Consider the following 12,518-nt stretch of genomic DNA (forward strand, 5'->3'; position numbering starts at 1 on the left):
AGGAGGCAGATCATGACTGAATTGAAAACCAACAGCGGCAACCCGCTGCATCCCTCCGTGCCGGAACTGTGCGAACAGGTCCGTGCCGGCGAGATCGATCGCCGCGGTTTCCTGCGTGCCGTCGCCTGGCTCGGTGTGACGGCGGCCTCCGCCAGCGCCTTCCTCGGTGACAGCAAGCCGGCTCTTGCGCAGGAAACGCCTACTGATGGCGGTACGCTGCGTTTCGGCTGCCAGATCCAGGAACTGACCGATCCAATGATGACGAGCTGGATCGAGGCTTCGAACCTCTATCGCAACAGCCTCGAATTCCTGACCTTTGTCGATGCCGACAACGTCACCCATCCCTATCTCGCCAAGAGCTGGACGCCGTCTGCCGATCTCAAGACCTGGGATTTCGAGCTGGACGAGCGCGCCAAATGGTCGAATGGCGATGCCTTCACGCCCGAAGACGTGATCTTCAATATCCAGCGCTGGATCGCTCCGGACTCGCAGTCTTCCAACAAGACCGCTTTCTCGGCCGTCGAAAAGGTGGAAAAGACCGGCGACCATGCGGTCCGCATCACGCTGTCGCGCGCGGTTTCCTCGCTGCCCGAACAGCTCTACTCCTACACCTGCCCGATGCTGCACCGCGATTTCGTCAAGGGCGGCGCCAACTGGCCGGCCAATCCTGTTGGTACCGGTCCCTTCAAGCTGGAAAGTTATGAAGTCGGCCGTCAGGCCGTGTTCTCCAAGCGCGCGGATTACTGGGGCACGCCTGTTCATCTCGATGGCATCCAGTATATCGACCTCGGCACCGATATCACCACGCATCTCGCAGCACTTTCGAGCGGTCAGATCGATATCATCTACCGCGCGACGATCGCCGAATACGATCTCATGAAGTCGCTGCCGAACATCCAGATCCTGACCGGCAAGGCGGCACATACGCTCGTCATGCGCATGCAGTCCGATCAGAAGCCGTTCGACGATGTTCGCGTCCGCAAGGCCGTGCAGCTTGCCGCCGACAACAAGCAGATGCTCGACGTCGCCTATCGTGGCGAGGGCGAAGTGGGCGCCAACTTCCACGTCTCGCCGGTTCAGCCCGATTACTTCGCGCTGCCGGCGGTTACCCGCGATGTCGAGAAGGCCAAGGCCCTGCTTGCAGAAGCTGGCCACAAGGACGGCCTGGATATTGAGCTGACGCTTGGTAACACGCAGGGCACCTGGGAGCAGGACACTGCGCAGGTGCTGCAGCAGAACCTTGCCGAAGCCGGCATCCGGCTCAAGCTCAATGTTCTGCCGGCCTCGCAATATTGGCCGATCTGGGACAAGGTTCCCTTCGGTCTGACATACTGGGCGCACCGTCCGCTCGGTGCGATGACGCTCGATCTTGCCTATCGCTCCGGTGGTGCCTGGAACGAGAGCCATTTCGCCAGCAAGGAATTCGACGCCGCGCTCGACAAGGCTCTCGCCGTCGTCGATCCGGCCAAGCGTCCCGAAGCCATGAAGGATGTCGAGCAGATCCTGCAGGATTCCGGGGTCATCATTCAACCCTACTGGCCGAACCGCTTCAGCGCCGCAGCCACCACCGTCCACGGTTTCGTGCTCCATCCGGCGGATTACTTCCGCATGGACGGCGTCTGGCTCGCCAAGGCTTGATCTTCGGGGCCGCTCATCGCGGCGGCCCCGACCCGGCAAAGAGGTGGTTCGTGACCGTTTTCCGTTTCATTCTTCGTAAACTGGCAAGCGCACTCGCGGTGATGTTCACCGTGTCGCTGCTCGTTTACCTGGCACTGGAGGTCAATGTCGGCGATGTCGCCGTCAAGGTCCTCGGCCAGTTCTCGACGCCAGCTCAGCGCGCCCAGTGGCTGACTGCCAACGGTTACGATGCCCCCTTCATCATTCGCTACGGCCGCTGGCTCTGGTCCTTCGTGACCGGCGACTGGGGCGTGTCCACCTATTACCGCGCGCCGGTTGCGCAGCTTATCCCGGACCGACTTGCGGCTTCCGGCATTCTTGCCGGCGGTGCGCTGCTGGTGATCGTGCCCGTCGGCCTGTTTGCGGGCATCGTTGCCGGCATGCGTCAGGGTTCGGTTCTCGATCGTATCGTCTCTTTCATTGCGATCGCCACGACCTCGATCCCGGATTTCGCCTCCGCCGTCTTCTTCTCGGCCGTCTTCGTCTTCTGGCTGCACTGGCTGCCAGGTGCCAGCACCATGCTATCAGGTTTCTCGCTGCAGCAGATCATTCTGCCCGTGCTGGTGCTCGCCTTCTATTCCACCGGTTACCTGGCGCGCGTCACCCGCGCGTCGATGATCGAAGTCATGGGCACGCATTACGTCCGCACGGCGCGACTGAAGGGCGCCAGCACGGCGCGTATCGTCTGGCGCCATGCGCTGCGTAATGCGCTGATCACGCCGGTTACCGTCATCATGCTGCAGTTTCCCTGGCTGCTCTCGGGCGTCATCGTCGTGGAGGTTTTCTATGCCTATAAGGGCTTCGGCACGCTTCTCTATGACGCCGCGCTCAATAGCGATATCCGCCTGGTCGAAGCCTGCGCGATGGTGAGCGTCGTCGTCGTCGTCGCGACGCAGATCCTCTCCGACCTCGCCTATGGCTGGCTCAATCCGCGTGTCTCGCTGCTCGATGCAGCCAAGGGACGGAAGTGAGGGCGGCATGCGGAAAGCTGTAACACCCTATCTCACCAATCCGGTCGTGCTGATCGGCGGATTCCTGACGATTGGCTGGCTGCTGGTGGCGATCTTTGCGCCAATCCTTGCGCCCTTCGATCCGATCCGCACGCTGTTGCCACTGGCAAAGCCCGGTACTGCCGCTCCGACAGGCGGCGTATTCTGGCTCGGCACCGACAAGCTCGGCCGCGATATCCTCTCACGCCTGATCTATGGCGCACGCACTGTCGTGGTGTTCTCGACGCTTGCGACCGTGACTGCCTATGTGGTCGGCGTGGCGCTCGGTCTTATCGCCGGCTACTGGCGCGGCTGGATCGATGCGGTCCTGTCCTACATCGCCAATGTGGTGCTCTCCTTCCCGGTTCTGGTGCTTTATATCGTCATCATCGTCGTTGTCGGCTCCTCGCCATTCAACATCGTGCTTGCGGTCACCTTCGGTAGTGCGCCGGCGATCTTCCGCATCGTGCGCGGCATTACCATCGATGTGTCGAGCCGCGACTTCGTGGCGTCTGCGGTGACACAGGGCGAAAGCACCTGGCGCATCATGCTCTTCGATATTCTGCCCAATGCCAGCGGCCCGCTCGCAGTCGATTTCTGCTTGCGCCTCGGCTACACGGCGATCACCATCGGCACGCTCGGCTTCCTCGGCCTCGGCCTGCCGCCACCAACGCCGGATTGGGGCACAATGGTCAATGAAGGCCGCGCCATGGCGATCGCCTTCCCGCATCTCGTCATCTTTCCATGCCTTGCGATCTCGTCGCTGATGCTGGGCTTGAGCCTGCTGGCAGACGGATTGCAAGAAGTCTCGGAAGCGCAGGGGAGGCGTGCATGAGCAGCAACGAAAGCCAACCGATCCTTCGGGTCGAAAATCTGAGTGTCGCGCTGCCGAAGGGCGCCGACAGGCCCTATGCCGTCAAGGCGGCGAGCTTCGATCTCAGGCCGCGTGAAATTCTCTGCGTTGTCGGGGAATCCGGGTCCGGCAAGTCGGTTCTGTCGGCCGCATTGATGGGGGCCGTACCGGAGGGGCTGAAGATTGCGGGCGGCAAAGTGATGCTCGGCGATACCGATCTCGTCGGCCTCTCCGAGAGGGCTTTCCGCGCCGTCAGGGGCAGTGATATCGCCATGATCTTCCAGGAGCCGATCGCCTCGCTCAATCCGGCGATGACGGTTTCGGCGCAGATCGAGGAAGTCTTCGAGCTGCATTCGGATTTCGATGCCGCCGAGCGCAAGAAGCGCGCCCGCGCGCTGATCGAATCCATGCATCTGCCGAACCCGGACCGTATCCTGCAGGCCTATCCGCACGAACTCTCCGGCGGCCAGTGCCAGCGCGTCGTCATCGCCATGGCGCTTGCCATGAACCCGCGTGTGCTGATTGCGGACGAGCCAACGACGGCGCTCGATGTGACGACCCAGGCCCAAGTGCTGAGGCTCATGCGCGAGCTTCGTAATATGCACGACCATGGCATTCTCTTCATCACGCATGACTTCGGTGTTGTTGCCGATATTGCCGATCGCGTGGCCGTCATGCGCTACGGCGAGATTGTCGAGATCGGCGAAGCAAAACAGGTGCTGACAGCGCCGAGCCATCCCTACACCAAAGAGCTCATCGCCGCCGTGCCGAGCCTGACGCCGCACGATCGCCCGGCGCCGCCGCAGGGTGAAGAGCCGGTACTTGCCGTGCACGACTTGCAGCATTCCTACGGCAGCGTCCAGGTCTTGAAACATGTGGAGCTCAGCCTCTCGCCGGGCCGCGTGGTGTCCATCGTCGGTGAATCCGGCTGCGGCAAGTCTACCCTTGCGAAAGCGATGATCCGCCTCATCCAGCCGAAGAGCGGTCGGGTGGAGGTTGCGGGTGCCGATCTTCTCGGTCTTGCGCCGGCGCCGTTGCGCGCCCGGCGCCGGTCAATCCAGATGATCTTCCAGGATCCGTTCGGCTCGCTCAATCCGCGCCGCCGTGTCGGTCCGATGATTGCCCGCTCCGCCATGCTTGCCGGTGTCGAGGCAGGCGAAGCGCGGCACCGTGCGGAAGAACTGCTAGATCTCGTCGGTCTGCAGAAGAGTGCCTATTGGCGCAAGCCGTCGGCCTTTTCCGGCGGACAGCGCCAACGCATCGGCATTGCGCGTGCGCTCGCCATGCGGCCGGATGTCCTGATCGCCGACGAAAGCGTTTCGGCGCTCGACGTCTCCGTGCAGGCACAGGTCCTGAAACTGCTTCGCGAGCTGCAGGAGAAGCTGCAGCTCGCCATCGTCTTCATCACCCACGACCTGCGCGTCGCTGCCCAGATCAGCGACGAGATCGTGGTGATGCAGAAGGGTGAAATCGTCGAGCGCGGCAGTGCGGCCCAGGTGCTGCAGGCGCCGACACACCCATACACGAGAACGCTTCTCGACGCGGCGCCGGGCCGCAGCACGTTCTAGCTGCCGCTTCCGGGCGACGGCACACTGTTTCGTTTCAACGCATGGCCGGCAGAGGCCGGCATGCGCGTGGTTGGCTATTGTCCTGAGGATACCGTGATGAGGGATTATCGCAATTTCATAGCCGGACAATTCCGGTCTTCCAGCAGTCTGGTGCCGGTGCTCAATCCGGCAACGGAAGCCCAATTCGCCAAGGTGCCGTCGGCGACTGCCGAAGAAGCCGTCGAGGCTGTCGAGGCGGCGGCGAAGGCACAGAAGGAATGGCGGGCGCTGCCGGCAATTGCCCGTGGCGACGCGCTGCGCAAGCTTGCTGCCGTCATCGAGCAGCGGGCGGAAAAGATTGGCACGGCGCTGGCGCTGGAATCCGGCAAGAGTTCTGCCGATGCGACGGGTGAGGCGATCTATGGCGCCGAGCTGATGCGCTACCACGCCGAATGGGCGCGGCGCATCGAGGGCGAGATCATTCCGAGCGACAATACCAATGAGACGCTGCTTCTGAAGCGCGAGGCGATCGGAGTTGTTGCCTGCCTGATACCCTTTAACTTCCCGATCTATACGCTGGTGCGCAAGATTGCGCCGGCGCTGATTGCCGGCAATGCCGTCGTCGTGCGCCCGAGCAATTCGACGCCAACCTCGGGTTTCGAGATTGCCAAAGCCGTGGCTGAGGCGGGACTGCCCGCGGGGCTTATCAACATTCTCACCATGTCGCACGAGGTTGCGGCCACACTTTGCACCCATCCCAAGGTCGGAATGATCACCCTGACCGGCAGCCTGCAGGCGGGCCGGGTCGTGCTTGACTATTGCAAGGCGAACATCGCCAAGCCGTCGCTGGAACTCGGCGGCAAGACGCCCGTTATCATCGAGCCGGATGCCGATCTCGATGCTGTTGCCGCCCAGCTCGTCGCCGCCAAGACCAATCATTGCGGTCAGCTCTGCACCGCGCCGGAGCGTGTTTATGTTCATCGCTCCATCCATGATGCGCTGCTTGCCAAGCTGAAGGCCGGTTTTGCTGTACGCGCCTTCGGCGACCGCTCGGTCGATGCGTTTCGCGTCGGGCCGCTCGCCACCAAGTCTGCGCAGACGAATGTGCACAAGGCCGTCCTGAAGGCCGTGGAGCAGGGCGCGCGCATCGAGGCGGGTGGTATCCTGCCTGAAAGCGCCGGCTTCTTCTATCCGCCGACGCTGCTGTCCAATTGCCGTCAGGACATGGAGATCATTGTCGAGGAAATATTCGGGCCGGTTCTGCCAGTCGTCGCCTATGACACGACCGAGGAGGCGCTGGCGCTTGCCAATGATCATCAGTTCGGTCTGAGCTCGGTGCTCTTCACCAACAATCACCGCACGATCATGCGCTTTTCCGACGCGATCGAAGCTGGGGAATTCTACGTCAACCGTTTCCCGGCCGATCCCTATCAGGGCTATCACGCCGGCTGGAAACGCTCCGGCCTCGGTGGCGATGACGGCAAGCATGGCATGCTCGAATTCACCCAGACGCGCCTCGTCATACTCAAGCATTGAGGATCACGGCCATGCAGATCGCATCGCTTTCCACCCATGTCGTCGCCGTCCCGCCCCCGCATATCGGCGGCATGTACTGGATCTTCGTGCGGCTGACGACGGCCGACGGTATCGAGGGTGTCGGGGAAATCTACTCGACTGCCTTCCATCCGAGGGCACTGGTGCCTCTGATCGAGGATGTCTTCCAGCGATACCTGCTCGGTCGCGATCCGCATGATATCGAGCGCTTCTGGCGGCTTGCCTATTCGAGTGGTTTCACCCAGCGCCCTGATCCGACGATGATGGGCATCGTTTCCGGCCTGGAGATCGCCTGCTGGGACATTATCGGCAAAGCTGCCGGCAAGCCGGTGCACAAGCTGATCGGCGGGCGCGTGCACGAGAAGCTGCGCGCCTATACCTATCTCTATCCGAAGAACGCTGCCGGAGAATATGACTATAACGATCCGGATCTTGCCGCCGAATGCGCGGTGAAGATGGTCGAGATGGGCTTTACCGCCGTCAAGTTCGACCCGGCCGGTCCCTATACGGCCTATTCCGGCCATCAGGTGTCGCTCGGCGTGATGGACCGCTGCGAAGAGTTCTGCGCCAAGATCCGCGAGGCTGTCGGCAGCAGAGCCGACCTGCTCTTCGGCACGCATGGGCAAATGGTACCGTCCTCGGCGATCCGGTTGGCGCAGCGGCTGGAGAAATACGATCCGCTCTGGTTCGAGGAGCCGGTGCCTCCCGGCCAGGAAGAGGCGATGGCGGAGGTTGCTCGCAAGACCTCGATCCCCATTTCGACGGGTGAGCGGCTGACAACGAAATACGAGTTCCAGCGCGTGCTGGAAACGGGTGCGGCCTCCATCCTGCAGATGAACGTGGCGCGCGCCGGCGGCATTCTGGAATCCAAGAAGATCGCGGGCATGGCTGAAGCCTATTACGCGCAGATCGCGCCGCATCTCTACAATGGTCCTATCGGTGCTGCCGCCAGTATTCAGCTTGCCGCTTCCTCGCCGAATTTCCTGATCCATGAGGCGATCGTCGATTTCTCGGGCTTCTATGCCGAGATTCTGAAGACGCCGCTGCGCTTCGAGGACGGCTACCTGTTCCCCTCAGACGAGCCGGGGCTGGGCGTGGAGCTCAATCTCGATGTCGTCGCCAAACACTCGCCCTACGAAGGGCAGCGACTGCATCTGCAAATGGATGACAAGCCCGCCGACGTGAAGGCCTTTGCGCCGGCCCGCGGCTGAGAACGAAGATGACGACATACGATTACATCATCGTCGGCGCCGGCTCGGCCGGCTGCATTCTGGCTGCACGTCTCAGTGAGAGTGGCAGGCACAATGTGCTGCTGATCGAAGCCGGCGGCAATGACAGTTCGCCGTGGTTTCGTGTCCCGGTTGGCTATGCGCGCTCCTACTACGATCCGAAGGTCAACTGGATGTACTGGAGCGAGCCGGAGGCCGCGCTCAACGGCCGTCGCATTTATGCGCCACGCGGCAAGGTGCAGGGCGGTTCCGGCTCCATCAACGCGATGATCTTCGTGCGCGGCGCGGCTGATGATTTCGACGACTGGAAGGCTGCCGGCAACCTCGGGTGGGGTTATGAAGACGTGCTGCCTTTCTTCCGCAAGCTGGAGACGCATGCGGGCGGCGAGAGCAAATATCATGGCGGCGGCGGGCCGATCCATGTGACGCCGATGCGCGGCCAATCGCATGCGATTACCGACCGTTTCCTGGAAGCCTGCGCCGAGCTGCAGATGCCGCTGAACGCGGATTTCAATGGCGAAAGCATCGAAGGCGCCGGCATCTACGACATCAATACGCGGAACGGCGTTCGCTCCTCGTCATCGCTCGCCTATCTCAGACCGGCGCTCGGACGGCCCAATCTTGCTATCCTGCGCAACAGCCGGGTAAGGCGCGTCATCGTCGATGCGGAAGCCCGCGCGACCGGCGTCGAAGTGATCGGTCCCGGCGGCATAACAAACTACTCGGCCCGACAGGAAGTCATCCTCTCTGCAGGTGCGGTCGATACACCGAAGCTGCTGCAGCTCTCTGGCATCGGTGACGGCGCGCATCTGCAATCGCTCAACATTCCGCTGTTGCGGCACCTGCCGGCCGTCGGCAAGAACCTGCAGGATCATCTCTGTGCCAGCTTCTACTATCGCTCCACCGTGCCGACGCTGAACGACGAGCTCGGAACGCTGTTCGGTCAGGCGCGGCAGGCACTGCGCTATATCCTGACGCGGCGCGGGCCGCTGGCGCTCAGCGTCAACCAGGCCGGCGCCTTCCTGCGTGGCAGCCCGGATGAAGAGCGACCGAATATCCAGCTTTACTTCAATCCGCTCTCCTATCGTATTCCAACGGATCCGAAGGCAGGTCTGAAGCCGGAGCCCTATTCGGGTTTCCTTCTCGCCTTCAACTCCTGCAGGCCGACGAGCCGCGGCACGGTCGGCATCGTCTCGCCCGAGATGACGGAAGCGCCACAGATCAGGCCGAATTATCTCGGCACTGTGCATGACGAAGAAGAGGTCATTCAGGGCAGCCGGCTGGTGCGCCGGATCATGGAAGCGCCGGCCCTGCGGGCGATCACTGAAGTGGAGATGCCGCCTTCGGTGGAGGCCCAGACGGATGAGGAACTGCTTACCTATTTCCGCGGCAATTCCGGTTCGATCTACCACCTCTGCGGATCGGCTTCGATGGGGCCGGATGCCACGACATCCGTGGTTGACGCCTCCCTGAGGGTGCACGGCATCACCGGGCTGCGGATCGTCGATGCCTCGGTCTTCCCGAACATCACGGCCGGCAATATCAACGCACCGACGATGATGGTGGCGGAAAAAGGTGCGGCGATGATCCTCGCCGCTGCCTGAGAGCTAGTGGCGGTGGATCGGGTCGATCCACGGCACGTCCTCGGGCTTTTCGACCGGTTCGATGTCGAGGTTGACGACCACCGGTTCCTGGCCCGAGCGCACGACCACGCATTCCAGCGTCTCGTCACGGTTGGCATTGATTTCCTGATGCGGAACGAAAGGCGGCACGTAGATGAAATCGCCGGGGCCGGCTTCTGCAGTGAATTCGAGGTTTTCGCCCCAGCGCATGCGGGCTTTGCCTTTCACCACATAGATGATGCTTTCGAGATCGCCGTGATGATGGGCGCCGGTCTTGGCATTGGCATGGATCGTCACTGTGCCGGCCCAGATCTTTTCGGCCCCGGCGCGCGCATTGTTGATAGCGGTCGCGCGGTTCATGCCCGGCGTCTGCGCCGTATTCGGATCGAGCGCATTGCCGGGAATAACCTTTACGCCATGTTCGCGCCAGTCGATATGCTTGTGATCGTCGCTCATGCCGCTCCTCCTGCTTTCAAGCTGAATTTAGGTAAGGTCGGATCGACAGCCAAGGGCCGTCGATCCTTTACGCGCTATTCGCGGATCAGCACATGGTTCGCTTTCAGCCAGAAGGGTGGCAGGTAGAGCGGCGTGTCCGACAGGGGCAGGATACTGTCTTTCAGGGCGACGCCGAGCTTATCCGCCGTGAAGGCGCGGCGAGCAGTAATGCGGGCGTGCATCTCAGGGTACTTCGTGCGGATCGCCTCTCTCAGCTTTGCATCTGCAAAGGCGATCGTATCCTCGCAGTTCAACGCCCAGCCGGCTGGTATGGGCACGGGGATGACGTCGACCTGGAAGGGCATGCCTGAGCGCAGGCGTTCGGTGGAGCCTGGGCGGACCGGCGAATGCAGCCATTCCTCGTGGCTGCCGAGATGGCCAGGGTTAAGCGCCGAGTTCAGGCCGGCGGATTTCAGTTTCTCGGTGACTGATGTGAAGAGATCGCCGCCGGTCGTGCCGATATCGGCCGTCTCGTACCAGGTGATCAGAGCTTCGAAATAGGCCTTGGCGGGTTTCAGGAAGGCGTCGTCATGGTCGGTCAGCAGGCCGGCGCGGGAGGAGAGGGCGCCCCAGTAACCAAGGGCAGTCGTCACGCCGTCACCCTTCTTCACACGCCGTGCCGTCGGGCTGCGCAGGCCGACGATGGCCTCGCCGGAACCGACAGAGGCGAACATCGTGTGAAGGTTCAGCGGGTCGCCTTCATAGCCCAGTCTTCCGAGTGCCTCGAACTCGCTGTCGCCTTCGCGAACACCTGAGACGACGCGCCAGAGCGCGCGTGAGCAGCGGGCCGAAGCCCATTCGAACGCGGCGAGCTGGTCGATATCGACGACGGCACGCAAGCCGGTCTCTGGATGCATGAGAACGGTGGTCGCATCGGTGATCTTGTCGGCCAAGCGGCGCAGCGCAGAGACAATGAAGTCGGGCACGAAAAAGCAGTTTGCGTGATCCTCATCCTCCTCCGCCGAAAGATACTTCCAGCCGACGAGGCCGATGCTATCGCCCTTGCTGATGCCGGCGTCGCGCAGACGGTCGGAGAGGCGCGGGTTTTGCGTGCGGTCCTGACCCATCAGGCTGAAGGTCTGGGCTCGCAGCACCTCGATGCCCGGCAGGCGGGCGAGCACCGTGTAGCTCTCGGATTCATTGCCCGTGATGATCACCCGCTTTCCCTTGGGGCCGAGCAACAGCAGGGCCTCTTCGAAGCGTGGCTCGAAGCCGGAGAGGAACATGATGTTGCCGAAATGCTCACGGTCGGCATAGACGACGAGCCAATCGGTGCCAGCAACTTTTAGCGCGGCGTCGGCGCGGGCTGCGTACGTCTCCGCCGGGATCTGTGGCTGCTCGGCGCCGACAGGGCCGAAATCGGGCAGGGTTATGGGTGAAAGGGTGATTGCCATACAGTTCCTCCATTCAAGCTGGTATCGAAGCGAAAAGGGCTGGTGGCACCGGTTTCAGTGCCACGAAAGTGGATGATTGCAAGTTTCCGATAGCGAAGATGCGCTTCTGTGCGCTATCACGCCATGACAGGTTGGAAAGCGCTCGAATATGACTCAGAACAATGGCCGCGATGCCGCCCCGACGATTGCCGATGTTGCAAAGCTCGCCGGGGTATCGCGTGCGGTTGCGAGCCGGGCGCTCTCCAACGAGCCGCGGCCGGTTTCTGCCGACAAGCGCGAGCGGGTGGTCGAGGCTGCCGCACAGCTCGGCTACAAGCCGAACCTTCTGGCGCAAAGTCTGACGACCAAGACGGTCAACCTCGTCGCCGTCGTCGTCAACCATATCCACGACCTTTCGGATCTCGATCTTTTCGATCGGTTGCTGGATCAGATTCAGTCGATCGGCAAGCAGGTCATCATGATCCGCATCGGTTCTGTCGCCCGCGTCGAGGAATTCCTGCGCAACGGCGTCGCCTATCATGTCGATGCGGCACTGGTCTTTTCGGATTTTGCGGATGCGCCCACGGTCCGGCGCATGTTCCGCTCCGATCTCGTCGTCATGCTGAACGGTCTTCATGACGATCTTTCGCCCGTCGTTATTCCCGATGAAGGCAGCGGCATTGCCGAAGCCGTCGCCGATGCGGCAAAGAAGGGCGTGAAGCGGGCAGGTCTCGTCACCGGCCGTTCGTCGTCGCCGATGGAGCACGCGCGCATCGGCTTCTACAGACAGGCCTTCGCGGAGAATGGCATAGAGCTGGTGCGCACGGTGCAAGGCGACTATTCCTATGAGAGCGGCCACGCGGCGGCTGCGGAGCTGACCGGCGCGGGTTGCCCGGATGCGATTTTCTGCACGTCCGATGCGATGGCCATGGGCATTCTCGATGTCTGCCGTGCCGATTTTCCCGGCAACCGGCCGACACGTTTCCGGCTCTATGGTTTCGACAATCTCTCGCTCACCGATTTCGACGCCTATCCGATTTCCTCGATCGGTTACAACAAAGGCGTCTATGTCGAGCACGTCGTCGATTTCATCGCAAATCCTGGCGATTTTCACCCCGGCCAGCCGCCGGTCATCGTGCCAACGACCTATTTTCCGCGGTTAACCTCCTGATAGCAAAC

The 12,518-nt window shown here is 62.0% G+C and carries 10 protein-coding genes; 8 read left to right on the forward strand and 2 right to left on the reverse strand.

Going from position 1 to position 12,518, the window contains the following annotated elements:
* Nucleotides 1-12 precede the first annotated feature (12 nt).
* From ACR9ZQ_RS06785 to ACR9ZQ_RS06815, 7 genes are all read left to right on the forward strand, one after another.
* Complete coding sequence (locus ACR9ZQ_RS06785; RefSeq protein ID WP_481427373.1) at nt 13-1,638, forward strand: ABC transporter substrate-binding protein; 1,626 nt, start codon at nt 13-15, stop codon at nt 1,636-1,638.
* A 50-nt stretch (nt 1,639-1,688) separates the two neighbouring features.
* Complete coding sequence (locus ACR9ZQ_RS06790; RefSeq protein ID WP_310385975.1) at nt 1,689-2,648, forward strand: ABC transporter permease; 960 nt, start codon at nt 1,689-1,691, stop codon at nt 2,646-2,648.
* 7 nt (nt 2,649-2,655) lie between these two features.
* A complete protein-coding gene (locus tag ACR9ZQ_RS06795; RefSeq protein ID WP_310385973.1) occupies nt 2,656-3,501 on the forward strand; it encodes an ABC transporter permease in 846 nt (281 codons plus the stop codon).
* Nucleotides 3,498-5,087, forward strand: coding sequence for a dipeptide ABC transporter ATP-binding protein (locus tag ACR9ZQ_RS06800; protein ID WP_481427374.1), 1,590 nt, complete (start codon nt 3,498-3,500; stop codon nt 5,085-5,087). The genes ACR9ZQ_RS06795 and ACR9ZQ_RS06800 overlap by 4 nt, the downstream gene beginning before the upstream one ends.
* 96 nt (nt 5,088-5,183) lie before the next feature.
* On the forward strand, nt 5,184-6,602 hold the full coding sequence (aldA, locus tag ACR9ZQ_RS06805) for an aldehyde dehydrogenase (RefSeq protein WP_481427375.1): 1,419 nt from the start codon (nt 5,184-5,186) through the stop codon (nt 6,600-6,602).
* An 11-nt stretch (nt 6,603-6,613) separates the two neighbouring features.
* On the forward strand, nt 6,614-7,831 hold the full coding sequence (locus ACR9ZQ_RS06810; protein WP_481427376.1) for a mandelate racemase/muconate lactonizing enzyme family protein: 1,218 nt from the start codon (nt 6,614-6,616) through the stop codon (nt 7,829-7,831).
* A gap of 8 nt (nt 7,832-7,839) precedes the next feature.
* Nucleotides 7,840-9,453: a GMC family oxidoreductase gene (locus tag ACR9ZQ_RS06815; RefSeq protein ID WP_481427377.1), complete on the forward strand. Its 1,614-nt coding sequence runs from the start codon at nt 7,840-7,842 to the stop codon at nt 9,451-9,453.
* Between the two features lie 3 nt (nt 9,454-9,456).
* Here the strand turns inward: ACR9ZQ_RS06815 and ACR9ZQ_RS06820 are convergent, their stop codons facing one another.
* Nucleotides 9,457-9,927 carry a cupin domain-containing protein gene (locus tag ACR9ZQ_RS06820; RefSeq protein ID WP_025668423.1) on the reverse strand — a complete coding sequence of 157 codons (471 nt, stop codon included), beginning with the start codon at nt 9,925-9,927 and terminating at the stop codon, nt 9,457-9,459.
* A gap of 74 nt (nt 9,928-10,001) precedes the next feature.
* Nucleotides 10,002-11,360, reverse strand: coding sequence for a M24 family metallopeptidase (locus ACR9ZQ_RS06825; protein ID WP_481427378.1), 1,359 nt, complete (start codon nt 11,358-11,360; stop codon nt 10,002-10,004).
* Between the two features lie 148 nt (nt 11,361-11,508).
* On the opposite strand from ACR9ZQ_RS06825, the gene ACR9ZQ_RS06830 reads away from it, so the two are divergent.
* Complete coding sequence (locus ACR9ZQ_RS06830) at nt 11,509-12,510, forward strand: LacI family DNA-binding transcriptional regulator (RefSeq protein ID WP_113319536.1); 1,002 nt, start codon at nt 11,509-11,511, stop codon at nt 12,508-12,510.
* Nucleotides 12,511-12,518: the final 8 nt, after the last annotated feature.

The organism is Rhizobium sp. KNZ14-9A (genome assembly GCF_056755015.1).

Coding starts and splice junctions, on each gene's coding strand:
- ACR9ZQ_RS06785 (WP_481427373.1), top strand. CDS start 13: ATGACTGAATTGAAAACCAACAGCGGCAACCCGCTGCATCCCTCCGTG.
- ACR9ZQ_RS06795 (WP_310385973.1), top strand. CDS start 2,656: ATGCGGAAAGCTGTAACACCCTATCTCACCAATCCGGTCGTGCTGATC.
- ACR9ZQ_RS06800 (WP_481427374.1), top strand. CDS start 3,498: ATGAGCAGCAACGAAAGCCAACCGATCCTTCGGGTCGAAAATCTGAGT.
- aldA (WP_481427375.1), top strand. CDS start 5,184: ATGAGGGATTATCGCAATTTCATAGCCGGACAATTCCGGTCTTCCAGC.
- ACR9ZQ_RS06810 (WP_481427376.1), top strand. CDS start 6,614: ATGCAGATCGCATCGCTTTCCACCCATGTCGTCGCCGTCCCGCCCCCG.
- ACR9ZQ_RS06815 (WP_481427377.1), top strand. CDS start 7,840: ATGACGACATACGATTACATCATCGTCGGCGCCGGCTCGGCCGGCTGC.
- ACR9ZQ_RS06820 (WP_025668423.1), bottom strand. CDS start 9,927: ATGAGCGACGATCACAAGCATATCGACTGGCGCGAACATGGCGTAAAG.
- ACR9ZQ_RS06825 (WP_481427378.1), bottom strand. CDS start 11,360: ATGGCAATCACCCTTTCACCCATAACCCTGCCCGATTTCGGCCCTGTC.
- ACR9ZQ_RS06830 (WP_113319536.1), top strand. CDS start 11,509: ATGACTCAGAACAATGGCCGCGATGCCGCCCCGACGATTGCCGATGTT.